Origin of the sequence: Kribbella sp. ALI-6-A (assembly GCF_001984195.1) — a bacterium.
Classification (GTDB): Bacteria; Actinomycetota; Actinomycetes; order Propionibacteriales; family Kribbellaceae; genus Kribbella.
The window spans coordinates 546,708-571,747 of the sequence record NZ_MTQN01000011.1 but is presented as its reverse complement, the minus strand read 5'-3'; the positions used below and the strand labels follow the sequence as shown (position 1 = coordinate 571,747).

Sequence of the window (25,040 nt, the reverse complement as noted above, 5' to 3'; positions counted from 1 at the left end):
GGTGTGATTGGGTGGAGGTATGGCCCCTCTGCGCGTCCTGATCACCAACGACGACGGTTACCAGGCGCGGGGGATCCGTGCACTCGGTACGGCGCTGGCCGCGGCGGGTCACGACGTGCTCGCGGTCGCGCCGCTGGACGACCAGAGCGGAGTTGGTTCGGCGAGGGCCGGGATGGTGGATCGGCCGATCCGGACCGCGGAGGAGACCGCCGGGGGCGTCACGTACATCGGTGTCGACGGGACGCCGGCGCTGGCGGTGACGCTGGCGCTGGTGGGTTCGTTCGGCGCGGTGCCGGACGCGGTGGTGTCGGGGATCAATCACGGCCACAACATCGGTGTACCGATCCTGCACTCGGGCACCGTCGCGGCCGCGCTCACCGCGGCCGGGCAAGGGCGCTCGGCGATTGCCGTCAGCATGGATTCGGAGGATCCCAAACACCTGGACACCGCGGCGGCGATCGCCACGCGGGCGCTCGACTGGCTGATCTCGGAGCCGGTCGGGACGGTGCTCACGGTGAACGTGCCTGATCGTCCGCTCGACGAGCTGGAGGGGGTACGCCGGGCGCGGCTCGCCCCGATCGAGCGTTCTCGCATCGCGGGTGGCCAGAGCCCGAACGGCGAGCCGATGATCAGGCTCGAACCGCCGGCGACCGCCCCGGAGCCCGACACCGACGAGGCCTTGCTGGCCGCCGGGTATGTGACGGTGACGCCGATCGTCGGTATCCGCGAGGTGCCTGGCGACGGGGCTGCGACGTATTTGGACGAGCAACTCGCCTGAGCCTCGGCTTGGCCTTACCTGAAAACGCCGGCGCCGCGCCTCGGCCGTGACGTGCTCGCCGGGACGGAGGCGATCGGCTGGTTCACGGATCAGCCTGCGGCAGGTGAGGTTGGTCTCCGGGCGGCGGCGTGCCGGCGGGGATGTGGAATGATCGCCGGGACGGTTGAAGAGGAACACCGGTGACGGCCCGCGGGCCGGAGTCCGGGGCGGTCCCGCCACTGTGACCGGAGTGATCCGGAAGCCAGGACATCTTCGTCCGTCCGCCAGGGAGCGCTCTCCGCGTTTCCCCGGCGCACCGTTTTCGACGCGGGCGTGGACACCCGCAGGACGAAGGGATGTACCGCCGTGCGGTCTGCTCCGACCACTGGATTTCCGTTCACCGCGGTCGTCGGCATGGAGGACCTGCAACTCGCGCTGGTCCTCGCGGCCGTGTCGCCGGCCATCGGCGGGGTGCTGATCCGTGGGGAGAAGGGCACCGCCAAGTCCACCGCGGTGCGCGCTCTCACGGAGATCCTGCCGCCCGTCGAGGTGGTTCCCAGCTGCCGTTTCTCGTGCGATCCGGCTGCTCCCGATCCGCTGTGTCCGGATGGTCCGCATGAAACGCCGGAGAGCGCTCTCGGTTCGCACTCGGAGCTGATGAGCCCGTCGGATCAGTCGGGTCCGTCGACCACAAAGGTGGCGCCGCTCGGTCATCTGCCCGGATCCACCTCCACGTCCTCGGACGCGCCCGCCCCGTCGGCCACCTCCCGCCCGGCCCGGCTGGTCGAGCTGCCGGTGGGAGCGACCGAGGACCGGGTCCTAGGATCCCTCCACCTGGAAAGAGCGCTCTCCGAAGGCATCACGGCGTACGAGCCCGGCCTGCTGGCCGCCGCCCACCGGGGACTCCTGTACGTCGACGAGGTCAATCTCCTGCACGACCACCTGGTCGACGTCCTGCTCGATGCCGCCGCGATGGGCCGGGCGACCGTCGAGCGCGACGGGGTCTCCATCACTCACCCCGCCCGCTTCGTCCTCGTCGGCACGATGAACCCTGAGGAAGGCGAACTCCGTCCCCAGCTGCTCGACCGCTTCGGACTGACCGTCGACGTCGTCGCGAGCCGCGACCCCGCGGTCCGGGTCGAGGTGATGCGCGCGCGGCTCACGTACGAAGCCGATCCGGCCGCGTTCGTCCGCCGGTACGAGGCGTCGCAGCGTGAGCTCGCCGAGCGGATCGTCAAGGCGCAGAACCTGCTGCCCGACGTGATCCTGACCGATCCGGCGCTGCGGCAGATCGCGGAGATCTGCGCCGCGTTCGACGTCGACGGCATGCGCGCCGACCTGGTCACCGCCCGGACGGCGGTCGCGCACGCGGCCTGGTCGGGCCGGACCGTCGTCGAAGTCGAGGACGTGCGCGCCGCCGCGAAGCTCGCACTGCCGCACCGGACCCGGCGCAACCCGTTCGACGCGCCCGGTCTGGACGAGGACCGGCTCGACCAGGTGATCAACGACAGCACCCCGCCGCGGGACCCGGACGACGACCCGGACAACCCGGGACCGGACGGCGGTTCCCGGGGCCCTGACGGCGATCCCAACGATGCCGACGGCAACCGGGGGTCCTCGGATGCGCGTTCCTCGGACGCGGAATCCCGGGATCCGCGCTCCTCGGAGGCAGGGTCCTCGGATGCACGGACCTCGGATGCAGGGACCTCGGATCCGCGCTCCACGGACGCCGGATCCTCGGACCCGGCAGACGCTGACCGCGGATCCTCCGACGGAGCCGACCAGTTCCCATCAACCGGCCGTCCCGGCAACCCCGAGAACTCGGGAAACTCCGAGAACGCGCTCTCCGGCGCCGCCCCGACCGGCGACGTCGCCGCCAGTTCCGAGCCGTACAAGGCACGCCTGCTCAGCATCCAGTCCGCCGGCACCGGCGTCGCCGGGCGTCGGTCCCGCGCGATCACCGATGTCGGCCGCGTCGTCGGCGACCGCGCCCGGGTCGGCCGGGAGGCCGGCCGCCCACACCTGCTCGCCACCCTCCGGGCCGCAGCGCCGCACCAGCACGCGCGGGGACGCTCAGGCCCGGGACTCGCGGTCCGTGCCGCCGACGTACGGCTCGGCGTCCGCGAAGGTCGCGAGGGAAACCTGGTGATGTTCTGCGTCGACGCGTCCGGCTCGATGGGCACCAAGCGGCGGATGGGCGAGGTGAAGACCGCGATCGTCTCGTTGCTGCTCGACGCCTACCAGCGCCGCGACAAGGTCGGCCTGGTCACCTTCGCCCGCGCCGAGGCCACCGTCGCACTCCCGCCGACCGGCAGCGTCGAGACTGCAGTACGCCGGTTGGAGTCGCTGCCCACCGGCGGCCGTACGCCGCTGGCCGAAGGACTGCTGCAGACCGCCGAGGTGCTCCGGATCGCGGCGATTCGCGACCCGCGCCGCCGGCCGCTGCTCGTGCTGGTCACCGACGGGCGCGCGACGCACGGAGAGAGCGCTTTCGCGCGCGCTCAGCAGGCCGCCGGCTGGATCGCCCACCAGGGCATTCCCACCGTCGTCGTCGACTGCGAACCGCGACGGGGAGTCCGGCTCGGCCTCGCCGCCGAGCTCGCGACGACGCTGCGGGCCGAGTACCTGGATCTGGGAGACGTTGCCGCGGGCAACCTCATTCGCACGGTCACCGAACGGAGGGCGGCCTGATGCCGCAGGGACAGCCGAGCGTCGTACCGCAGGACGGCCTGACCACCCGGCAGCGCCGGAACCGGCCGCTGTTGATGGTGCACACCGGCGAGATGAAGGGCAAGTCGACGGCGGCGTTCGGGATGGCGCTGCGCGGCTGGAACCAGGGCTGGAACATCGGCGTCTTCCAGTTCGTCAAGAGTGCGAAGTGGAAGGTTGGCGAAGAGAGCGCGTTCCGCGCGCTCGGAAAGTTGCACGAGGCAACGGGTGAGGGCGGCCCGGTCGAGTGGCACAAGATGGGCGAGGGCTGGAGCTGGTCGCGCAAGGCCGGCACCGACGAGGACCACGCGGCCGACGCGCTGGAGGGCTGGCGTGAGATCCAGCGCCGGATCGCCGCCGAAACGCACGATCTCTACGTGCTCGACGAGTTCACGTACCCGATGAAGTGGGGCTGGATCGACGTCGACGAGGTGGTCGACACGCTGACCAACCGCCCCGGCCACCAGTACGTCGTGATCACCGGCCGGAACGCCGACCAGCGGCTGATCGACGCCGCCGATCTGGTCACCGAGATGACGAAGGTGAAGCACCCGATGGACGCGGGCCAGAAGGGCCAGAAGGGAATCGAGTGGTGATCCCACGGATCGTCGTCGCCGCGCCCGCGTCCGGTGCCGGCAAGACGACGGTCGCCGTCGGCCTGATGGCGGCGCTGCGCCGGGCCGGGCACACGGTGGCCGGCTTCAAGGTCGGGCCGGACTACATCGATCCCGGGTTCCACGCCGTCGCGACCGGCCGCCCGGGCCGCAACCTGGACGCCATGCTGTCCGGCGAGGAGCGGGTCGCCCCGCTGTTCGCCCATGGTGCGGCCGGGGCCGGCATCGCCGTGGTCGAGGGCGTGATGGGCCTGTACGACGGCGCGCTCGGCACCGAGGGATTCTCCTCCACCGCGCACGTCGCGAAGTTGCTGCAGGCACCGGTCGTGCTGGTGGTCGACGCGTCCGCGGCCGGTCGCAGCGTCGGCGCGGTGGTCCAGGGATTTGTTGCCTACGACACCGGTGTACGGATCGTCGGCGTGATCCTGAACAAGGTTGGCACCGACCGGCACGAGGCGGAGGCGCGGGCCGGCGTCGCGCCCACCGGCGTACCGGTGCTTGGAGTGTTGCGCAGGGATACCCGGCTGACCGTACCGAGTCGGCACCTGGGCCTTGTGCCGGCGGACGAGCAGCGGGCTCAGGCCGAGGCGGCAGTGGACGCTGCTGCGGAGCTGGTACGGGCCGGTGTTGATCTGGAGGCCTTCGTTGCGGCGGCCAGGGCTGCGAGCCCGTTGGAGACCGAGGCCTGGGACCCGACGGCTGAGGTGACGCCGGCGGAGGAGGGCCGACCGGTGGTCGCGATGGCCGGTGGACCGGTGTTCTCGTTCCGCTACACCGAGACGGCTGAGCTACTGACGGCGGCCGGGGCGGACGTCGCGAGCTTCGACCCGCTGCACGACTCGCTACCGGAGGGGACGGCTGCGCTGTACCTCGGGGGCGGCTTTCCGGAGATGCATGCCGAGGCGCTGTCTGACAACAAGAAACTGCGCACACAGGTAGCGACCGCTGTCGCCGGTGGGCTCCCGGTGATCGCGGAGTGCGCCGGCCTGCTCTATCTGTGCCGTGAGCTGGACGGCCACGCAATGACCGGCGTACTGCCCGCCACGGCCCGCATGACTCCGAAGCTGACGCTGGGCTATCGCACTGCGATCGCTGCTAGTACAACGGCGTTCTTCGACGAGGGCCGACGCGTCCGCGGGCACGAGTTCCACCGGACTGCCGTGGAGCTGGTCGACGGTGGCGACCCGGCGTGGTACCTGCCGGGCGGCACGGTCGAGGGGATCACCCGGCCGTCGGTGCACGCGTCGTACCTGCATCTGCACTGGACGGCGACTCCGGACGTGCCCGCCAGGCTGGTGGCCGCCGCACGGATCTACGCAGGACTCGAGCAGTGACGCTGGTCCTCGGCATCGGCGTGCGCGCCGGTACGCCGTACCGAGAACTCCGTGACCTGGTGAACCGCGCATTGGCGGGTCAAGAGGGTTCTGTCGGCAGTGTGGTCACTGTCCAGGGCAGAGAGTCGGAGCCGGGACTGCAACGGTTGGTGGCATCGCTCAACGCGCAATTGCTGACTGCGACGTCGCTGGAGCTGGCCGAGCAGGTCGTGCCGACACCGAGCGACCAAGTGGGGCAGCTGGCCGGGACGGCGAGTGTGGCTGAGGCTGCAGTGGTGCTGAGCGGGGCAGAGCTTGTCGTGCCGAAGCTGAAGTCGCCCGGCGCGACCGTGGCTGTCGGGAGGTTGAACGCTGTCGCTGCGCCGGGCTACTCGCTCAGTGATCGCGAGGTGGTGCACCGGGTGATCGCTGAGCGGCGTGACGTACGGCGGGGGTTCCTGGACAAGCCGGTCGACGACGAACTGCTGACGCGCGTGCTGGAAGCAGCTCATCGGGCGCCGAGCGTGGGGCTGAGCCAGCCCTGGGACTTTTTGCTGGTCCGGGACGTCGCCACGCGGCGGAAGATCCACGACCTCGCCTCGGCTCAGCGGGACGCGTTCGCCGCGTCGCTGCCGGCGGACCGGCGGTCGGCGTTCGACGGGCTGAAGATCGAGGCCATCCTGGACACTCCGCTGAACATCGCCGTCACGTGCGATCCCGGACGCGGGGGTCGGCACGTCCTGGGGCGGCATGCGGACCCGCGGACGGTCTGGTTCTCCGCCGCGATCGCGGTGCAGAACCTGTGGCTGGCCGCGCGTGCGGAGGGGCTGGGCGTCGGCTGGGTGTCGTTCTTCGAGCCAGGCGAGGTTGCTGCTGTCCTCGGTCTGCCGGCGCATGTGGACCTGGTCGGGTATCTCTGCGTCGGGCATGTGTCGGAGTTCGGGGCTGCGCCCGAGCTGGTGCGGTCGGGCTGGGCTGCGCGGCGTCCGCTGGCCTGGGCGGTGCACCAGGAGCAGTGGGGCCAGCGGGGACTGCCGGGGGAGGAGCCGAGCCCGGCGGTCGCCGTACAAGCTGCGGTTGCTGCTGCGGAGTCGCCTGAGCGGGTGGCTAGTGGTCGGCAGGTCGTGCGGGTGCGGGTGGTGGATGGCGGAGAGGTGGCCGAGCACCTGGGGGACGCGGACGTTCTCGTCGTACAGGTGGGAACTGAGAGACCTGCTGCGGACTTCGGTGTGCTGTGGCGGCCTGCCCGGACTGCTGACGAGGCTGTCGAGCTCGGAGTCGAGGTGGCGCGCGACCTGGTGCTGCAGGGCGCCGGGAAACTGCTGGTGGAGTGCGTCGCCGAGTCGGAGATCGCCGAACGGCTCACGCAGGGCATTCGCTGGGGTGCACTTGCGTGCGGTGCCGTGGCGAACGGTCAGGATGAGCCGGAAACGGTGTCAGACTCATCCGCATGACGGTCCCACCACAAGGCTCAGCGCCCATGCACGTGCCCGCGTTCTCGATGAAGCAGCGGATCACGATGATGGCGAACAAGTACGAACTGATCGCGACCAACCCCGACGGCAGTGACGGTCCGCTGCTCGCCTTCGCGCAGCAGAAGCGGATGGCCTTCAAGGAGGAGGTCACCTTCTACACCGACGACCGCAAGGCCGAGGTGGTGTTCTCGTTCAAGGCGCGCAAGCGGCTCGACCTGGGCGCGGGCTACGACGTCTTCGACGCCTCCGGGCAGGCGATCGGCTGGTTCAAGAAGGAGTTCGGCAAGAGCCTGCTGCGGTCCAGCTGGCAGCTCACCGGACCGGGCTTCGAGTCCGACGGCACCGAGCGCAACCCCACCATCGCGATCGTCCGGCGGGTCTGGGAGTTCGTCCCGTTCGTCGGTGACATCCCGCTGCCGTTCATCTTCCACTTCGACTTCACCGACCGGACGAGCGGGCAGCCGGTGCTGTCGGTCGAGCGGAAGGTCTCGGTCCGCGACCGGTACCGGGTCACCGTGCACGACTCGCGGGTCGACTTCCGGGTCGCCGCCGCGATGACGGTCGCGCTGGACGCGCTGCAGAGCCGCTGATGTCGTGACGTCATCCGGTACGGCGGTAGCCCGTCGTACCGGATGACTCACTCTTTTGGGTGAACTGACCCTGAGAGCCCTTGGTTCCGGCCGGTCGCGGTGCGAGTCTTGAGGACATGGGAGCAGCGAGGCGCAGTCGACGGTGGTTGGTTCCGGTCACGGCAATCGCGGTGGTGGCGGGCGTGGGTGCGCTCGGGCCAGTGGTCGCGGACGCCTCTCCCGATCTACCAGGCATCACAGCGCAGGACCTGCTCGCCAAGGTGCAGACCGCCAAGGTCGACGGGCTGAGCGGGACGGTGCGTTCGGCCGCGGATCTCGGCCTGCCGGCGTTGCCCGGCGTCGAGGGGGAAAGCCAGATCCCCGACCTGCTGACCGGGGAGCACACCGCGCGGGTGGCCTTCGCGGGGCCGGACAAGGCCCGCGTCTCGGTGCTGGACCACATGGCCGAGCGGGTGCTGACCACCGACGGCAAGACCGCCTGGGCGTATGACTCCGCGAAGCGTGAGGCGGTGAAGCTGGCGCTGCCGGCCCGCCCGGCCGCGCCGAAGGTGGCGCCCGAGCGCGAGGCGTACGACCCGCAGGCGGTGGCGAAGAAGTTCCTGGCCGCGATCGACCCGAGCACGGCGGTCGACGTGACCGGCACCGAATCGGTCGCCGGCCGCGACGCGTACAAGCTGCGGCTGGTGCCGAAGACGGACAAGACGACCGTCGGGTCGGTGACGCTGGCGATCGACTCCAAGACCTGGGTACCGCTCGAGGTGACGGTGCTGCCGCGGACGGGCAGTGATCCCGCGCTGCAGGTCGGGTTCTCGTCGGTGTCGTTCGACGTACCGGCGGCGAGTACGTTCGCGTTCACGCCGCCGAAGGGCGTCAAGGTCACCGAGAAGACGCTGCCGGCGATCACGCCGAAGAAGCACTCGACCCCCAAGGCGCTGCCGAAGGCCGACCCGAACAAGCCGGCCACGGCCGACCGCCCGACGGTGATCGGTGAGGGCTGGGAGACGATCGCGGTCTTCCGCGGGGTCGAGCTCGATCCCGGCAACGGTCCGCTCGCCCAGCTGCTCGCCAACGCCCGCACGGTCCAGGGCTCGTGGGGTTCGGGCAAGATCCTCACCAGCAAGATGGTCAGCGCCTTGATCACCGACGACGGCCGAGTCCTCGTCGGCCTGGTCACCGCCGACACCCTGGCCGCCGCCGCGCCCCAGGCCCCCCGCTAACCGTGTCCAGCCAACCAGCGGAGTCCCTCGACGGCTGCCCCTCCGCAGACTCCGACCCGGCCACGTACGCCGAAGCCACGACGCCGTCGCCCGCGGGCGGGGAGTCCGACGCAGGCGAAACCGCCGAGTCCGACGCCACCGACGACCCAGCCAGACCGGAAGCCACCGGGGTGAATGCCGCATCGGCGCCTGGTGGTGGCCCGGCTGCGGGCGGTGAATCGGACCCGAGTGCGAATCGCGGGGGCGAGCGGACTGCGGACGCTGGGATCGGGTCGGCTTCGGAGACCGGGAGCGGAGACGCCGCGCCAGGTTCGACCGCGGACGCGGGGACTGGATCGTCCGCCGCGCCGGCGCCTGACGCGTCGGCTGCGCCGGCGTCTGCCGGGTCGGCTGCGCCGGCACCTGCCGCGTCGGCCTCGGCGGGTGTTGCCGCCGCGCAGGGCGGTCGCGCCTCTTCCGGACAAGCTGTTCAGCCCGTGTTCGGGGACGGCCCCGCGCCGATCGTCACGCGGGGCCTGACGAAGCGGTTCCGGGGTGGACAGGTTGCGGTGGCGGGGATCGATCTGGAGGTGCCGGCGGGAAGCATCTTCGGGTTTCTCGGGCCGAACGGCTCAGGTAAGACGACGACGATCCGGATGTTGCTCGGGTTGATCGCGCCGACCTCGGGGACGGTGCAATTGCTGGGGGAGCCGATGCCCAAGGCTCAGCTGGCGGTGCTGCCTCGGGTGGGTGCGTTGGTGGAAGGGCCGGCGTTCTACCCGTTCTGGACCGGGCAGGCGAACTTGCTGCGGTTCGACGCGGCGGATCGGACCGCTGATCCGAAGACCCGGAAGCTGCGGGCCGGCGAGGCGCTGGAGCGGGTTGGGCTGTCGAACGCGGCCAAGAAGAAGGTGCGGGCCTACTCGCTGGGTATGCGGCAGCGGCTGGCGATCGCGGTGGCGTTGATGCAGCGCCGGGAGTTGCTGGTGCTGGACGAACCGACCAACGGACTCGACCCGCAGGGGACTCGCGAGGTGCGCTCGCTGATCCGCGAGCTGGCGAACGACGGTACGACGATCTTCACCTCGACCCATCTCCTGGCCGAGGTCGAGCAGTTGTGCACGCATGCCGCGGTGATGAGCCGCGGGCAGTTGCTGCGGCAGTCGACGATGGCTGAGCTGCGGTCCGAGCTGCGGCCGCGGCTGGTGGTGCGGACGCCGGATCTCGAGCGGGCCGAGCAGACGCTGGCGGGTCTCGGCGTCGGAGACCTTCGTCGGCAAAGTGACAACCCGGGCGACCACACAGACGGCGTACCGGCGGTGGAGGGTGATCCGGGCGATCTGCCGATCGACAAGCTGGCGGCGGCGTTGGTCGCGGCCGACGTACGGCTGCACGGGTTCGGTTTGCAGCGGCCGAGTCTCGAGGAGTCGTTCGTGGCGCTGACCGGGGAGGGCTTCGATGTCGCCGAGTGACGTACAGGCCGTGGCGCGAAGGTCGAACTCAGGACAGCTGCCAGAGTCGGCGCAGCGGCCGGGGGCTGGGCGGCACACGTTGGCCCTGTTCGGGGCGGAGTTGCATCTGGTGTTCGGGCGGGCCCGGACGTGGGTGCTGCTCGCCGTGCTGGGGCTGGTGCCGCTGCTGGTCGGCGTGGCGATCCGGTTGTCGGGGTCGTCGGGTGACGCCGAAGGGTTCATCGGGCAGGTGGCCGGCAACGGGTTCTTCCTGATCGTGGCGAGTCTCGGTCTTTCCTTGCCGTTCTTCCTGCCGACCGCGGTGACGGTGATCTCGGGGGAGTCGCTGGCCGGTGAGTCGAGTCTCGGGACGCTGCGCAGTCTGCTGACCGCGCCGGCCGGGCGATCGCGGCTGCTGGCGGCGAAGATGGTCGCGCTCGCGGTGTTCTGCCTGACGGCGACATTGACCGTGTGGCTCGGCGGGCTGATCGCGGGGTTCGTGCTGTTCCCGGTCGGCGACGTCGTGCTGCTGTCGGGCTCGACCGTGTCACTCACCGACGGCCTGCTGCGGGCGCTCGGGATCGCGGTGCTGATCGCGGGTTCGCTGCTCGGCCTCGCGGGCATCGGGCTGTTCGTCAGCTCGCTGACCTCGACGCCGCTGGCCGCGATGGCGGCGACGTTCGGGGCGTTCATCGTGTTCGGGATCCTGGGCGCGATCCCGCAGATCGACGAGATCCACCCGTGGTTGCTGATGTACGGCTGGACCTCGTTCGCGGACCTGCTCCGGGACCCGCCGTACTGGGACGCGATCGTGCGGAACCTGCTGATGCAGGGCGCCTACCTGGCCGTGTTCTACGCGGCCGCGTGGGCCCGGTTGACCAGCCGCGACGTCAACGGGTGAACCGGGAGGGGAGAATGGCCCGGTGCGTGCTGATCTGGTCTCCGTCCTGCGCTGCCCGGTTTGTGCCGACGGGTTGGAACTGACCGACCGTACGGCGCGCTGCGGGCAGGGACACGCCTACGACCTGGCCAAGCAGGGCTACCTCAACCTGTTGCCCTCGGCATCCAACGGGATCGAGGGCGACAGCGCCGAGATGGTCGAGGCGCGCAGTGTTTTCCTCGCCCAAGGCTGGTACGAGCCGATCCGCGAAGCGCTGATCGAGAGCCTGCCGCCGATCACGAGCGCCGCCCCCTTGGTCGTGGAGGTCGGAGCCGGTACGGCGTACTACCTGGCGGGTGTGCTCGAAGCGGGGAACAAGCAGCACGCGGAGGGTGCATCGTCGAACGTGCCGTCGGCCATCCACACCCGACCAGCAGCGCAGCTCTCCACGTGGCGGGGGATCGCGGTGGACGTCTCCCGCTATGCGGCCCGGCGCGCGGCCAAAGTGGACGCGGCGATCGGGTCCGTGGTCGGCGACGCCTGGCGAGAGTTGCCGGTCCGGGACGGCGTGGCAGACGTCGTGCTGGACGTGTTCGCGCCACGCAACGCAGGAGAGATGGCGCGGGTGCTGACCCCGGGCGGGACCTTGCTCGTCGTGACGCCCAACCAAGCGCACCTCGGGGAACTGATCGACGTGCTGGGCATGGTCTCGGTCGACGGGGAGAAGGAACGCCGGCTGGTGGAGTCGCTCGCGGGATTCGACCGGGTCGGGCAGCGAGTGGTCGAGTCGACGATGCGGCTCGACCATGGCGCGATCGAGCAGTTGGTCGGGATGACACCGAGCGCGCGGCACGTCGACAAGCAGGCGCGGAGCGAGCGGATCGGCGTACTGGCTGATCCGACGGACGTCACCTTGTCCGTCACCGTGTCGTCCTGGCGGACTGCCTGACGTCCCCCAGTGCCGGCTCGAGCTCGGCACTCGGGGAGCAGAACCGTCGCTCGAACAGCGACGAAGGTCAGGCGGCGGTGCTGGTGAGGGCGCGCGCGACCTCGGCGGCGTGTTCGCCCGCGGTGGTGTGGGCGTCCTGCTCGGAGACCTTGGACAGGTCGATCAGCTCCTCCATACCGGGCGTGACCGGCGCGAGGGTGAGTTCGGCGGCCGCGGTACGGATGTGCATGTTGAAGACCTCGCCGAAGATCCGGTTCAGGTACGGCGTCGCGTGGTCCCAGCCTTCCTTCGGCGTGCCGGGGCCGTAGCCGCCGCCGCGGGCCAGCGTGAAGATGATCGGCCGGCCGGCGACCGCCGTACCGGCGAGCAGGTCCTGATCGGTGAGCAGCAAGTCCATGTACGTCTTCACGTGCGAGGCGATGCCGTAGTTGTACAGCGGGACCGCGAGCAGCACGGCGTCCGCGGCCTTGAACTCGGCGATCGCGTCGGCGGCAATGGACTTGGCGTCCGACGGGTCCACGAAGTCGGCGCCGGTCGGAACCTCCCAGCCGAACCGGTCGGAGACCAGGGCAGGCCAGACACCGGCCGGAATCGGGTGCAGTCCGAGGTCGCGCCGGACGACGACGCCGTCGGGGTGCTCGGACTTCCAGGCCGCCTCGGCGCTGTCGGCGAGCGCTCGGCTGACGGAGCCGTCGAGCCGGAGGCTGGCGTCGATGCGAAGCAGGGTGGTCATGTCGTTCCTTCCAGAGGGGTCTGCTCGGAGTGAGCTGTACCGAAGATAGTCTGTCATGCAGAACATCTTCAAGTCAGATCGTATTCCAGTTGGCCTACACCCCGTACGATGGAGGCGTGAGCAGCCCAACGCCCGAAGCGAACGTCAGCACCACCGGAGGGGTCCGCGGCACGTCCGTGGAGGCCGACCTCGGGTGGGCGCTCGGCGTGGTCTTCCGGCGGTACGCGAAGCAGAGCGCGGCCGCGCTGGAGGAGGTGCCAGGAGGGCCGCGCGGCTACCAGGTGCTCGCCACGGCGAACGCGGAGGGTCCGAAGCGGCAGCTCGACCTGGCGACTCAGCTGGAGATCGACCGGACGGTGATGACGTACCTGCTGGACGATCTGGAGAAGGCCGGGCTGGTCCAGCGGCAGCCGGATCCGGCGGACCGGCGGGCGCGGCTGATCGTCGCGACGCCGAAGGGCGTGGAGCTGCTCTGCGACCTGGAACGCCGCCTTCGCGCGACGGAGAACGAGGTCATGGGCGGTCTGGACGACGGCGAGCGCATGGTCTTCCGGATGCTGCTGCAGCGCGTCGCCCAGCAGGCGAACGCGGTTGACCCCGTGGCCAACGCCTGCACGCTGGCCGAGCACGGAGAACTCCCCACCCGGTGAAGCCCCGCTGATCTCAAGCCCGGGACCGTGCCGGCGGCGCCGCGGGTCAGCGCAGCGGCACGAAGCCTGACTCGTAGGCGAGAATGACCGCCTGGGTGCGATCGCGGGCACCCAGCTTGCCGAGCAGGTTGGCGACGTGGGTTTTGATCGTCTGGACGCCGAGCACGAGCTCGCCGGCGATCTCCGCGTTCGACAGCCCCTTCGCCATCAGGCGGAGCACCTCCTGCTCCCGCTCGGTCAGGTCGTACTGGTCGAGTCCGGCCGGCTGGTGCGGCTGGTGGTCGAGGTGCGCGAGCGCCAGGCTGCGGATCGCCTCCGGGAACAGCAGCGACTCGCTGCCGGCGACCGTGCGGATCGCCGCGATGATGTCGTCCGGGGGAGTCCGCTTGAGCAGGAACCCGGACGCACCGGCGCGCAGCGCGTCGTACACGTAGTCGTCGTTCTCGAAGGTGGTGACGACCAGCACCCGCGGCGCGGGATCGAGGGCGTCGAGCAGCAGCCGGGTCGCCTGGATGCCGTCGAGGGCGGGCATCCGGACATCCATCAGGACGACGTCCGCGCCCGTCCGCCGGACCAGCGGGAGGACCTCGGCCCCGTCACCGGCCTCGCCGACCACCGTCAGATCGGGCTCCGCGTCGATGATCGCGCGCAGTCCGCTCCGGATCAGCGGTTCGTCGTCCACCACGACCACCGGGATGTTCACACTCATCCTTTCGTCGTCACCGCCACCGGCAAGGTGACCGCGAGCCGCCAGCGGCCCCCGACCAGGCCGGCCTCGACCGTTCCTCGCAGTACGGCGACCCTTTCACGGATCCCGGCCAGCCCTCGGCCACCGCGGGTGGAGTCACCCTCGGCGGCCGGTACGGCGGCGACCGGGTTGGTCAGTTCGAGCAGCAGCCCGGACGAGTCCAGGCTGATCGACAGGTTCACCTCGACCTCGCCGGCCGGGCGCCCGGCGTGCCGGATCGCGTTGGTCAGGCCCTCCTGGACGATCCGGTACGCCTCGCGCGACACCGCGGCCGGCAACGTCGACAGGTCGCCCGAGCGGTGCACCTCGACGGTGATTCCGCCCGCCCGGGTCGCCTCGACCAGCCGCGCGACGTCGCCGAGCGTCGCCTGGGGCGCGGTCGCGGAGCCCGGCCGGCGGTCGTCGCGGAGCAGGCCGAGCACGTGGTCGAGGTCGGCCAGCGCCGCCCGGGCGGAGGTCTCCATCGCGGCGAGTGCGGTCTCGGCGAAGGCAGGGTCGGTGGCGAGCACCCGGCGCGCGGCGGCGGCCTGCAGGGTGACCAGGCTGAGCGCGTGGCCGACGCTGTCGTGCAGCTCACGGGCGAGACGGTTGCGCTCGGCAAGGGTCGCCGTACGGCGTTCGAGCAGCTCGATCCGCTCGGCCGGGGTCGGGCCGAGCATGCGCGGAGCGGAGTAGGCGAGCAGCGCGCCGATCGGGGCCGAGAGCAGCATCAGGGCGATCGTCGCGGCCAGCGCGGCGGCCGGCATCCACAGGTCGGTCCAGTTGCCGGTGACCTGGTAGTCGATTCCGGGCACCAGCTCGTGCCGGCCGGGCTGCCGGAAAGGGGCCGCGAGCAACACCGCGCCGAGCCCGACGACGATCGTGCTGAGCACGCCGACGAAGCCGCCGGTGATCAGGTGCAGGCAGAACCACAGCGCGGTCCGCCGGCGCTGCGGCCAGGTCCGGGACGGGCCGAGCGGCCGCTCCTCGAACCGAACCCCGAGCAACGACTCGACCGCGATGCCCTCGACCTCGCGCACGGCGGGCAGGAGCCCGAGCAACACCGGCGGGGCGACAATCAGCACGGCGTCGAGCAACACGGTGGGAATCTGCGGCAACCCGAGGCTGGCGACCAGAGCGACCAGTGCGCTGTCGACCAGGATGAACGCGAGCACCAGGGCAGCACCCAGCAGCAGGTACACCCAGCGCAGGTACGTCGACCCGCGGAACAGCACGTTCGCCACCACTCCATCCTGTCAAAGCCGAGGTCCGCTGCCTTCCCTCTGGAGGGTGAGCGTCCTCCCTCACCGGAGGGGCACGGCGTGGGTGGCTCGAGGGCCGGGCACCACGCCCTCGACCAGGATGCGGCCGAACCATCCCCATGACGTGAGTCACAGCGGGTAGCGGCTTTACCCAAATTTGTCGCGGAAGGCACACATTCGACCCTTTCGGACGTCGCGATCTGCTGTCCGGGCGGGTACGGTCTGTGGTCGGGGCGGGTTGCCCGTCCGGACCGGACAGGCATGGGGAAACGGCTCCAGGACGGGCGGCACAAGGGTTCTGAGGGGGCCCGCCACAGTGGACGTAAAGACACTGTGAAGTCCCCGGAGGCCGATTGACCGCTCTTCCATATTTGATGTTTGATCAAATATCGGAGAGGAGAAATCCAGTATGAGGTTCAGACGTTCGGCTGTCGCTGGGGTGGCGGTCCTCGCACTTGCTCTGGTGAGCGCGTGCAACGACGGCGAGGCTGGCCAGAACGGGGACGCTTCATTGGAGAAGGTCAGTTACCTGACCTCGTTCAACACCTTCGGTCGCGAGGCCTACGCCTATGTCGCCCTGGAGAAGGGCTACTTCAAGGACGCCGGGTTCGACGTCACGATCACTCCGGGCAGCGGCACGGTCGACGTGCTCAAGCTGGTCGCCGGCGGTCAGGCCGACTACGGCATCGGTGACTTCACCGCCACCGTGATCACGCTGGGGAACCAGAAGCTGCCGGTCACCACGGTGGGCATGATCCACCAGAAGTCGCTGGCCGCGATCGTGGCGCTCGAGGGCGGCAAGATCAACCGGCCCGAGGACCTGCCGGGCAAGCGGATCGGCGACCAGCCGGGCTCCACCAACCAGGTGATGTTCCCGGTCTACGCCAAGGCCGCCAAGATCAACCCGGCCGACACCAAGTTCGTCGCCAACCCGCCGCCCGCGCTGCCGCAGCTGCTCGCGGCCGGCAAGGTCGACGGCATCGGCCAGTTCGTGGTCGGGGTGCCGCTGGTCGAGAAGGCCGACCCGGACAAGCGCAAGGCCGTCGTACTGCCGTACGGCAACCTGCTGCCGGATCTGTACGGCAACGCGATCATCACCCGGGACGACCTGGCCAAGGACCACCCGGACCAGGTGAAGAAGTTCACCACGGCGCTGCTCAAGGGTCTGCAGGACACCATCGACGACCCGGCCTCGGCGGCCAAGACACTGAAGAAGTACGTGCCGAACACCGACCTCGACGTCGCCACCGCCGAGCTCCAGCTGATGAAGCCGTACGTCAAGCCGGACGACTTCACCGGTCCGCTGGGTGAGGTCGACCCGAACCGGGTGCAGAAGATCATCAACCTGCTCGAGGAGGCCGACGCGGTCAAGCCGAAGGGTTCGATGAAGCCGGCCGACGTGGTCAACGACGCGCTGGCACCGAAGGGCTGACCATGATCGAGCTGGGCGGAGTGGGTCAGGTCTTCGAGGGCCGCGGGGGCCGGGTTCAGGCGCTCGACGACATCGACCTGCACGTCCGGGAGAACGAGTTCGTCACGCTGATCGGCCGGTCCGGTTGTGGCAAGTCCACACTGCTCCGGCTGATCGCGGGACTGCTGCCACCGACGTACGGCGCGGTCACGGTGGCGGGGGAACCCGTGACTGGGCCGCGGCGGGACGTGTCGTTCATGTTCCAGCGGCCGGCGCTGCTGCCGTGGCGCTCGGTGCTGTCGAACGTGATGCTCCCGGTGGAGATCTCCGGGGGCGACAGCGGCCGCAAGGAGTACCGGGACCGGGCCCACGAGCTGCTGGAGCTGGTCGGCCTGTCCGGGTTCGAACGCCGGCTGCCGCACGAGCTGTCCGGCGGCATGCAGCAGCGCGTGTCGTTGTGCCGGTCGCTGATCCGGCGGCCGCAGGTGATGCTGATGGACGAGCCGTTCTCGGCGCTGGACGCCTTGACCCGGACCGAGATGTCGGACGAGCTGCAGCGGATCCAGATGGAACTGGCCACCACGATCGTGTTCGTCACGCACTCGATCGAGGAGGCCGTGCTGCTCGCCGACCGGGTCGTCGTCCTGACGCCCCGGCCCGGCCGGCTGCGCGAGATCGTCGAGATCGACATCCCGCGGCCGCGCAGCCTGGGCACCAACGCCCACCTGACCGAGGTGGCCGAGATCAGCGGCCGTCTGCACGGACTGCTGGCCGAGAAGACCCACCCCGCGGACGCTCCCGAGGCGAACCGATGAAGACCCGCTCCTCCTGGCTGACCACCTCGCGCACCAGCGCGATCCTGCTGCCGGTGGTCGGCGTGATCGCGACCATCGCCTTGTGGTGGCTGGTGATCGTGCTCTTCGACATCAAGCAGTTCCTCCTCCCCAGCCCGTACGACGTCCTGCAGCGCTTCCTCGAGCAGCCGGGTTACCTGCTCCAGCAGACCTGGGTCTCGCTGGTCGAGTCGCTGGCCGGGTTCGGCCTGGCGATCGTGATCGGGATCCCGATCGCGCTGGTGATCGTGCGCTCGGCGATCCTGGAGCGGCTGGTCTACCCGTTGCTGCTGGCGGTGAACGCGATCCCGAAGATCGCGATCGCTCCGCTGCTGGTGGTCTGGATGGGGTTCGGCCAGCTGCCCAAGATCATGATGGCGCTGCTGGTCTGCTTCTTCCCGATCGTAATCTCGACCGCGCAGGGCATGAAGTCGACGCCGGCCGAGCTGGTCGAGCTGCTGCGCTCGCTGAAGGCCAGCCGGACGCAGGAGTTCTTCAAGCTGCGGCTGACCTACGCGCTGCCGCAGATCTTCACCGGGCTCAAGGTGGCGATCTCCCTGGCCGTGATCGGCTCGGTGATCGGTGAGTTCGCCGGCTCCACCGAGGGCCTCGGCTACGTGATCTGGAACTCCGGTGCCTCGGCCGACACCCCGCTGGCCTTCGCCGCGATCGGCCTGCTGAGCATCATGAGCATCGTCTTGTTCTACGGCCTGGTCCTGCTGGAGCACCTGCTGCTGCCCTGGGCCGAGGAGACCCGATGACCACCCAGGCGCCGGACGCCGACCACCAGGTGCTGGTGCGGCCGGCCTGGCTCGAGGCGACCGTGTCGTCGGTCTTCACCGCGCTGGGCTTCGAGCCCGCCGACGCGGCCCAGATCGCGCACTCGCTGGTCGAGGCCGACCTGCGCGGCGTCAGTTCGCACGGCGTCATGCTCGTCCCGATGTACGTCGAACGGCTGAACTCCGGGGGAGTCACCCGGGAACGTGAGCTGGACATCCTGCACGACGCCGGCGCGGCGATCGTCGCCGACGCGCGCGGCGGGATGGGGCAGCTGTCCAGCCCGCAGGCGATGGGGCTCGCGATCGAACGCTCCGGCCGGTACGGGATCGGGCTGGTCTCGGTCCGCAACGCGCACCACTTCGGGGCCGCCAGCCGCTGGGCCGTCCAGGCCGCCGACAGGGGCCGGCTGGGCATCGCCATGTCGAACACGACCCCGCTGATGCCCGCTCCGGGCGGCGCTGAGCGGATCGTCGGCAACAACCCGCTGGCGATCGCCGTACCGACGCAGGCCGGGGCCGAGATCGTGCTGGACATGGCCTTGTCGGCCGTTGCCCTGGGCAAGATTCGGCTGGCGGCGTCGGCCGGGCGGCCGATCCCGGACACCTGGGCGACCGACGCGTCGGGCCTGCCGACCACGGATCCCGAGTCCGCCGTCCTGGGCATGCTGCTGCCGGCCGCGGGCCACAAGGGGTTCGGGCTGGCGCTGATGATCGACGTGCTGACCGGCGTACTGAGTGGTGGTGGCTGGGGGGAGCAGGTCCGGCCGCTGTACCGGGAGCCGGACCGGCCGAACGACTGCGCACACCTGTTCCTCGCGATCGACCCGGAGCTGCTGGGTGGGATCGAGGGGTTCCGGCAGCGGTCGTCGGCGCTGGCCGAGCGGGTGCGCGGCAGTGCGACCGCGCCCGGTGTCGACCGGGTGTACCTGCCGGGGGAGATCGAGGCGGATCGAGCCCGGCAGCAGCGGCGGACCGGAGTCCTGATCGAGCGGTCGGGGCTGGACGGTCTGCTGGCGGCGGCCCGCGCGGTGGGCGCCGTGGTTCCGACCGGAGGGGTGCAGAACTGATGCCGAAGACCCAACTGACCAGCGCCGCGCTGCGCAGCCCGAACGGGGTGTTCTCGCAGGCGACCGTGATCGAGGCGACCGGGCGGCTGGTGTTCGTCTCCGGGATGACCGCGCGCCGGCCCGACGGCAGCATCGCCGGGGTCGGCGACGTCACCGAGCAGACCCGCCAGGTGTGCGAGAACGTGCAGGCCGCGGTCCGCGAGGCCGGCGGCACGCTGGACGACGTCTGCCGGGTGGACGTGTACGTGCGCAACATGGAGGACTTCGCGAAGATCCACGAGGTCCGCGCGCGGTACTTCCACGAGCCGCTGCCCGCTTCGACGATGGTCGAGGTCAGCAAGCTGGCCCACCCCGACTACCTGATCGAGATCTCCGCGATCGCGGTGATCGCATGAGGAAGGCAGGTGATCGAAATGCGTTCTGTCGAGTGGGTGTGACATGCGGTTCGTGACAGTGGCGTACGCCGGTGGCGAGCGGCCCGGCGTACTGGACGGCGACGAGGTCGTCCTGCTCCAGTACGACGATCTGGTGGCCGTGATCGAGGCCGGTGCCGACGTGGTGCCGACCGGTGAGCGGATCCCCTTCCGGGAGCAGGACCTGCGGGCGCCGTTGCGGCGGTTCCGCCGGGACATCCTGTGCACCGGCTGGAACTATTGGGACCACTTCGAGGAGAGCCGCGGCAAGCGCGAGGGCCAGGACGTCGACCGGCCCGAGCACCCGACGTTCTTCACCAAGGGCCCGGACGTCGTGGTCGGGCCGTACGACCCGATCGCCTACGACCCGGCGCTGTCGGCCAAGTGGGACTACGAGGCCGAGCTGGCGCTCGTGATCGGCAGAACCGGCCGCAGTATCAAGGTCGAGGACGCGCTGGACCACGTCTGGGGCTACACGCTGGCCAACGACGTCTCGCAGCGCGACCTGCAGCGCGCGCACGGCGGCCAGTGGCTCAAGGGCAAGAGCATCGACCAGACCATGCCGCTCGGCCCGTGGATCGTCACGCCGGACGAGCTGGGCGACCCGCAGGACGTCCGGCTGCAGTGCCTGCTCAACGGTGAGGTCATGCAGGACGCCTCGACCAAGCAGATGGCCTACGACATCGCCACGCTGATCAGCGAGCTGTCCTTCGGCATGACCCTGCGCCCTGGCGACCTCCTGCTCACCGGTACGCCGTCCGGCATCGGCAACGCCCGCGAGCCGCAGGTGTTCCTGAAGGAGGGCGACGAGGTCGTCACCCGGGCGGCCAAGATCGGCGAGCTGCGCAACACGCTGGTCTACCGGGAGCTGACATGACCAGCCGGCTGGAGCTTCTGCCCGGCGGGGGTCGTGGCGCACGCCGTACGCTCGCCGAGACCGCGGCGGCCGAGCTGCACCAGCTGATTCTGTCCGGTGAGCTGCCCAGCGGTACGCCGTTGCGGCTGGTCGAGCTGGCCAACCGGCTGGAGATGAGCCAGATGCCGGTCCGCGAGGGGCTGCGCCGGCTGGAGGCGCTCGGGCTGATCGACATCATCCCGCACCGGGGAGCCTGGGTCCGCGAGTTGTCGCTGGAGGACCTGCACGACACCCACGAGACCAGACTGGCGCTGGAGAGCCTCGCCGTACGGGCTGCTGCCGAGCACTTCGAGGCCGAGGACGAGCAGAAGGCCGTGGTCGCGCTGGAGGAGCACCTGCGGATGTGCCGGGCCGACGACTCGATCGGAGCGCGGCAGGCACACGCCGACTTCCACTTCGCGCTCTACCGGGCGGGCGGCTCGCAGTGGCTGGCCCGCGCGATCGAGCCGGTCTGGCAGAACAGCGAGCGGTACCGTTTCGGCAGCCGCCAGACGCCGTTCCAGATCGAGCAGAACCGGCGGGAGCACCAGGCCATCCTGGACGCCTGCGTCGCCAAGGACCCGGACGCCGCCGAGCAGGCGCTGCGTGACCACCTGGCTGGCGCGGTGCAGCGGATCACCGAGACGATGACGTCGAAACAGAAGGAGACGTCGTCATGAAGGTGAGCTTCGACGCGACCGGCGAGGTCGTGGTCGTGACCGGTGGTGCGCACGGCATCGGTGCCGCGCTGGCGTCGGCCGTCGTGGCCCACGGCGGTACGGCGGTGGTGCTGGACGTCAGCCCGCCGGCCGACGAGCGGGTCGAGTACGTCGAGGTCGACGTGTCCGACCGGGCCGCGGTGTTCAAGGCGGTCGGCACGGTGGTCGAGCGGCACGGCCGGATCGACGGGCTGGTCGCCGGTGCGGCCGTGCAGCCGCGGTCCGCCGTACTGGCGATGGACCCGGCCGACTGGACCCGCACGCTGCAGGTGAACCTGGACGGCGTGGTCTGGGTCTGCCAGGCCGTCGTCCCGCACATGGTGGAGCGGTCGGCCGGCTCGGTCGTGGTGTTCACCTCCGGCCTCGCCGCGACCGGCTTCCCGCAGGCGGCGGCGTACGCCTCGAGCAAGGCGGCGCTGACCGCCTTCGCCCGGACGCTGGCGGCCGAGGTGGCCGAGCACCGGGTCCGGGTGAACATCGTCGCGCCCGGCGTGATCGACACCGACCAGTTCCGGGCCGCCAACGCCGGTGCCGACCTCGACCACTGGCGGGAGACCACCGGCATCGGTGACCCTGCCGACGTCGTCGGACCGCTGCTGTTCCTGCTCTCCGACGCCGCCGCGATGACCGGGTCCCAGCTGACCCGGGAGCGCGCTTTCGCCCGGTTGACCGACCTCACGGAGTGATGAGTGACCTCGACTGACCAGCAACTGCCCGTCGCCGTGGTCGGCGCCGGGCCGATCGGCCTGACCACCGCGCTCGGCCTGGCGCACTACGGCGTGCCGTACGTGCTGCTCGAGGAGGACGCGGTGCTGTCCTCCGACACCAAGGCCGGTACGACGCTGAGCCGCACCCTGGAGATCTGGAACCGGTACGGCGCGGTCGAGGGCATCCTGGGCGCCGCGGTGCGGATCGACGAGATCGGCGACATCGACCGGGCCACCAACACCCCGCGCGCCTCGGTCCAGCTGGCCGAGCTGGTCAACGACACCCAGTTCCCGTTCGTGATCAACCTGCCGCAGCAGATGATGGAGCCGATCCTGGCCGACGCGCTGCCGCAGCCGGTCCGCACGCGGCACCGGCTGACCTCGTTCGAGGTGCGTGACGACCGGGTCGTGCTGCAGCTGGACACACCGGACGGTCCGCAGGAGCTCGAGGCGTCGTACCTGCTGGCCTGTGACGGTGGACGGAGCAAGATCCGGGACGCGCTCGGGGTCAAGGTGGTCGGCGAGACCCTGCCCGAGCGGTACATGCTGATCGACGTCGCGGTCGACCTGGACGTCGACAACGCCCGCGACTACCCGTACCTCGCGTACTTCGCGGACGCCGCCGAGTGGATGGTGCTGATCCGCCAGCCGGACAACTGGCGGTTCCTGTTCCCGCTGGCGCCCGGCGCGGAGCCACCGGGCACGGAGGACCTGCTGGTGAAGGTGAAGCAGTTCATCGGGGAGGTCGACCGGATCGAGCTGCTCGGCACGGTCGTCTACAACGTGCACCATCGGGTCGCCGAGCAGTGGACCAAGGACCGCAAGGTGTTCCTGATGGGCGACGCCGCCCACCTGATCACTCCGATGTGGGCGCTCGGTCTGAACACCGGCGCGCTCGACGCGTCGAACCTGCCCTGGCGGCTGGCTTGGGTGCAGCGCGGCTGGGCCGACCCGTCGTTGCTGGACGGGTACGAGCAGGAGCAGCGGCCGGTGGCGGTCGAGGGCTCCGGCGAGATGGCCGAGGCCGCGCGCAAGTACATGGCGCTGCAGCGCGGTGCGGTCACCGAGGACACCGGCGCGTGGGCGACGGCGTACAACCGCACGCTGCTCAGCGTCCGGCTCGACGTCGACGGCGTGGGCGACTGGTCGATGGTCGCGACCGGTACGACACCGCCGGCCGTGCGCGCGGGGGACCGCGCACCCGACCTGGCGCTGCAGAGTCAGACCGGCCGGGTCACGATCCACGACCTGTGCCGGGACACGTTCGTCGCGCTGTACTTCACCGACGTCCGCCGCCGCCCGGACATCCCGGTCAACGACTCGCCGGCGTTGCGGCACTACGCCGTCTCGCGGTGGGACGCGCCGCACGACTCCGGGCTGCGCGACCGGTCGCTGTTCGACCCTGGCAGCATCGCGACCAACCGGTACGGCGTACCGGCGGACAGCGTCGTACTGATCCGGCCCGACGGCCACATCGCCGCGGTGGCTCCGGCGGCACCCGGTGTTGCCGAGGAGCTCTACACGCGAGTGACCGGTCGGCCTGTTCCCCGGGAGGCGTCATGACGTTCGACGAACCGCTGCGCGAGATCCTGCTGCAGACCGACGACCTGGACTGGGTGGACAAGTCCCTGGACGGGCTGTCGCACAAGATGCTGTGGCGTGATCCGGAGACCGAGGCGTCGATCGCGCTGGTGAAGTTCGAGCAGGGGTCGGGGATCCCTTCGGAGCACAAGCACGCGTCGAACCAGTTCATGTTCTGCCTGTCCGGGCGGTACGTGTACCTGCCGACCGGGACGACGCTGACCAAGGGCAGCTTCTACTGGAACCCGAAGGGCGTCGTGCACGGACCGACGCGAGCAGAGGAGACCTCCGTCCTGCTGGAGGTGTACGACGGCCCGCACTACCCGGAGCGGCCGTCTTTCTACGACAACGACGAGGACGCACGCTGACATGGCCGGCTGGGACGTCCACACGCATCTGATACCACCCACTGTGCTCGCTGCTGCCCGCAGCGGCGACTTCGGCCTGTCCGTCGAGGGCAACTCGCTGGTGGTCGACGGACAGCACCGGCTGCCACTCGGCAAGCTCGCCGACCCGGCCGCACTACTGCAGTGGGTCAGTGATCAGGACCTGGACGGCGCGGTGGTGTCGGTACCGCCCGCGCTGTTCCGCTACGACCAGGGCGCGGAGTGGACCGCGCTGCTCAACCAGGGACTTCGGGAGCTGGCCGGGCCGCAGCTGCGGGTGCTGGCGCACATCCCGCTCCTGCACGCCAGCGCTCCGGCGATCGCCGCGGCGCTGGGAGAAGAGGGCGTCTTCAGCGGCTTCGCCCTCGGTACGCCGGGCTTCGCCGGGCTGGACGCGGTCTGGGCGGTGCTGGACCGGCTGAACGCGTTCACGCTGGTTCATCCCGGGCACAGCGCGGACCGGCGGCTGGACGCGTTCTACCTGTCGAACCTGCTCGGAAACCCTTACGAAACAGGGCTTGCCGCGGCCGAGCTGGTCTTCACCGACGTACCGGCACGGTTTCCGGGGATCAAGTTCTGCCTGTGCCACGGCGGCGGCGTGACGGCCGCGCTGGCCGGGCGGTGGCAGCGCGGGATCGACACCGAGCGGCCGGGCATCGAGGCGCCGTCGCTGGCGGTGGCCGAGGCGCTGCAGCGGTTCGTGGCCGACGACCTGGTGCACGATCCGGCCGTCCTGCCGCTGCTGGAGTCGACCTTCGGGGACGTACTGGCCGGCAGCGACTGGCCGTTCCCGATGGGCAGTGACCGGGTGGATCCGCGCCGGGCGCAGGCCGCCGAGGCTTTGACCCGTCCGCTCGGACAGGGGGTTCGTTCGGCGTGACGAGAGCTTTTCCGCAGCAACGAGATGTGATCAGATATCAAACCCAACTGGGGGCGACGGGCA

Annotated in this window: 25 protein-coding genes and 1 riboswitch; of the genes, 22 read left to right on the top strand and 3 right to left on the bottom strand. The window is 70.4% G+C overall.

The genetic code is table 11. The features are described 5' to 3' along the window. Window positions 1–19: 19 nt before the first annotated feature. The 10 genes from surE to BWI15_RS23220 all read left to right on the top strand — a co-directional run bounded on the left by surE (window position 20) and on the right by BWI15_RS23220 (window position 11,934). Window positions 20–778, top strand: a complete 759-nt coding sequence (surE, locus tag BWI15_RS23265; RefSeq protein ID WP_077016579.1) for a 5'/3'-nucleotidase SurE — start codon at window positions 20–22, stop codon at window positions 776–778. Between the two features lie 171 nt (window positions 779–949). Beyond that, window positions 950–1,027, top strand: a riboswitch (cobalamin riboswitch). A gap of 144 nt (window positions 1,028–1,171) precedes the next feature. Continuing rightward, window positions 1,172–3,448, top strand: a complete 2,277-nt coding sequence (locus tag BWI15_RS40750; protein WP_083751029.1) for a magnesium chelatase subunit D family protein — start codon at window positions 1,172–1,174, stop codon at window positions 3,446–3,448. Next, the gene (gene cobO / locus BWI15_RS23255; RefSeq protein ID WP_077016578.1) at window positions 3,448–4,062 is read left to right on the top strand and encodes a cob(I)yrinic acid a,c-diamide adenosyltransferase; all 615 of its coding nucleotides are present in this window, start codon (window positions 3,448–3,450) and stop codon (window positions 4,060–4,062) included. The genes BWI15_RS40750 and cobO overlap by 1 nt, the downstream gene beginning before the upstream one ends. Next, on the top strand, window positions 4,059–5,414 hold the full coding sequence (locus BWI15_RS23250) for a cobyrinate a,c-diamide synthase (protein WP_077017220.1): 1,356 nt from the start codon (window positions 4,059–4,061) through the stop codon (window positions 5,412–5,414). Before cobO ends, BWI15_RS23250 begins: the two co-directional genes overlap by 4 nt. Then, on the top strand, window positions 5,411–6,847 hold the full coding sequence (gene bluB, locus BWI15_RS23245; protein ID WP_077016577.1) for a 5,6-dimethylbenzimidazole synthase: 1,437 nt from the start codon (window positions 5,411–5,413) through the stop codon (window positions 6,845–6,847). The genes BWI15_RS23250 and bluB overlap by 4 nt, the downstream gene beginning before the upstream one ends. Beyond that, window positions 6,844–7,458, top strand: coding sequence for a hypothetical protein (locus BWI15_RS23240; RefSeq protein WP_077016576.1), 615 nt, complete (start codon window positions 6,844–6,846; stop codon window positions 7,456–7,458). The genes bluB and BWI15_RS23240 overlap by 4 nt, the downstream gene beginning before the upstream one ends. Before the next feature lie 182 nt (window positions 7,459–7,640). Next, entirely contained in the window at window positions 7,641–8,675 is a 1,035-nt protein-coding gene (locus BWI15_RS23235; protein WP_237771420.1) for a LolA family protein, read from the top strand. Window positions 8,676–9,223: 548 nt separating this feature from the next. Then, a complete protein-coding gene (locus BWI15_RS23230; RefSeq protein WP_083751028.1) occupies window positions 9,224–10,126 on the top strand; it encodes an ABC transporter ATP-binding protein in 903 nt (300 codons plus the stop codon). Further along, a complete protein-coding gene (locus BWI15_RS23225; protein ID WP_077016573.1) occupies window positions 10,113–11,006 on the top strand; it encodes an ABC transporter permease in 894 nt (297 codons plus the stop codon). The genes BWI15_RS23230 and BWI15_RS23225 overlap by 14 nt, the downstream gene beginning before the upstream one ends. 22 nt (window positions 11,007–11,028) lie before the next feature. Further along, complete coding sequence (locus BWI15_RS23220; RefSeq protein ID WP_077016572.1) at window positions 11,029–11,934, top strand: putative RNA methyltransferase; 906 nt, start codon at window positions 11,029–11,031, stop codon at window positions 11,932–11,934. A gap of 67 nt (window positions 11,935–12,001) precedes the next feature. On the opposite strand, the gene BWI15_RS23215 is transcribed toward BWI15_RS23220, so the two are convergent. Beyond that, window positions 12,002–12,667, bottom strand: coding sequence for an FMN-dependent NADH-azoreductase (locus BWI15_RS23215; RefSeq protein WP_077016571.1), 666 nt, complete (start codon window positions 12,665–12,667; stop codon window positions 12,002–12,004). A gap of 116 nt (window positions 12,668–12,783) precedes the next feature. Here BWI15_RS23215 and BWI15_RS23210 point away from each other — a divergent pair, with 116 nt between their 5' ends. Next, complete coding sequence (locus BWI15_RS23210; protein WP_077016570.1) at window positions 12,784–13,317, top strand: MarR family winged helix-turn-helix transcriptional regulator; 534 nt, start codon at window positions 12,784–12,786, stop codon at window positions 13,315–13,317. 46 nt (window positions 13,318–13,363) lie between these two features. On the opposite strand, the gene BWI15_RS23205 is transcribed toward BWI15_RS23210, so the two are convergent. Continuing rightward, the gene (locus tag BWI15_RS23205; RefSeq protein WP_077016569.1) at window positions 13,364–14,026 is read right to left on the bottom strand and encodes a response regulator transcription factor; all 663 of its coding nucleotides are present in this window, start codon (window positions 14,024–14,026) and stop codon (window positions 13,364–13,366) included. After that, complete coding sequence (locus BWI15_RS23200) at window positions 14,023–15,288, bottom strand: sensor histidine kinase (protein WP_077016568.1); 1,266 nt, start codon at window positions 15,286–15,288, stop codon at window positions 14,023–14,025. Before BWI15_RS23200 ends, BWI15_RS23205 begins: the two co-directional genes overlap by 4 nt. Window positions 15,289–15,715: 427 nt before the next feature. Here BWI15_RS23200 and BWI15_RS23195 point away from each other — a divergent pair, with 427 nt between their 5' ends. From BWI15_RS23195 to BWI15_RS23145, 11 genes are read left to right on the top strand one after another with little or no spacing between them, the layout of a single operon-like run. Continuing rightward, on the top strand, window positions 15,716–16,738 hold the full coding sequence (locus BWI15_RS23195; protein ID WP_077016567.1) for an ABC transporter substrate-binding protein: 1,023 nt from the start codon (window positions 15,716–15,718) through the stop codon (window positions 16,736–16,738). A 2-nt stretch (window positions 16,739–16,740) separates the two neighbouring features. Further along, a complete protein-coding gene (locus BWI15_RS23190) occupies window positions 16,741–17,532 on the top strand; it encodes an ABC transporter ATP-binding protein (protein ID WP_077016566.1) in 792 nt (263 codons plus the stop codon). Beyond that, entirely contained in the window at window positions 17,529–18,311 is a 783-nt protein-coding gene (locus BWI15_RS23185; RefSeq protein WP_077016565.1) for an ABC transporter permease, read from the top strand. Before BWI15_RS23190 ends, BWI15_RS23185 begins: the two co-directional genes overlap by 4 nt. Further along, window positions 18,308–19,396, top strand: coding sequence for an Ldh family oxidoreductase (locus tag BWI15_RS23180; RefSeq protein ID WP_077016564.1), 1,089 nt, complete (start codon window positions 18,308–18,310; stop codon window positions 19,394–19,396). Before BWI15_RS23185 ends, BWI15_RS23180 begins: the two co-directional genes overlap by 4 nt. Next, on the top strand, window positions 19,396–19,791 hold the full coding sequence (locus BWI15_RS23175) for a RidA family protein (RefSeq protein ID WP_077016563.1): 396 nt from the start codon (window positions 19,396–19,398) through the stop codon (window positions 19,789–19,791). The genes BWI15_RS23180 and BWI15_RS23175 overlap by 1 nt, the downstream gene beginning before the upstream one ends. Before the next feature lie 43 nt (window positions 19,792–19,834). Next, entirely contained in the window at window positions 19,835–20,686 is an 852-nt protein-coding gene (locus BWI15_RS23170) for a fumarylacetoacetate hydrolase family protein (RefSeq protein WP_077016562.1), read from the top strand. Continuing rightward, complete coding sequence (locus tag BWI15_RS23165; RefSeq protein ID WP_077016561.1) at window positions 20,683–21,384, top strand: GntR family transcriptional regulator; 702 nt, start codon at window positions 20,683–20,685, stop codon at window positions 21,382–21,384. Before BWI15_RS23170 ends, BWI15_RS23165 begins: the two co-directional genes overlap by 4 nt. Then, window positions 21,381–22,109, top strand: coding sequence for an SDR family NAD(P)-dependent oxidoreductase (locus BWI15_RS23160; RefSeq protein WP_077016560.1), 729 nt, complete (start codon window positions 21,381–21,383; stop codon window positions 22,107–22,109). The genes BWI15_RS23165 and BWI15_RS23160 overlap by 4 nt, the downstream gene beginning before the upstream one ends. 3 nt (window positions 22,110–22,112) lie before the next feature. Beyond that, window positions 22,113–23,693 (top strand): FAD-dependent monooxygenase, encoded by a 1,581-nt coding sequence (locus BWI15_RS23155; RefSeq protein ID WP_077016559.1) that lies wholly within the window; start codon window positions 22,113–22,115, stop codon window positions 23,691–23,693. Beyond that, entirely contained in the window at window positions 23,690–24,079 is a 390-nt protein-coding gene (locus BWI15_RS23150) for a cupin domain-containing protein (protein WP_077016558.1), read from the top strand. Before BWI15_RS23155 ends, BWI15_RS23150 begins: the two co-directional genes overlap by 4 nt. 1 nt (window position 24,080) lies before the next feature. After that, complete coding sequence (locus BWI15_RS23145) at window positions 24,081–24,977, top strand: amidohydrolase family protein (RefSeq protein WP_077016557.1); 897 nt, start codon at window positions 24,081–24,083, stop codon at window positions 24,975–24,977. Window positions 24,978–25,040 lie beyond the last annotated feature (63 nt).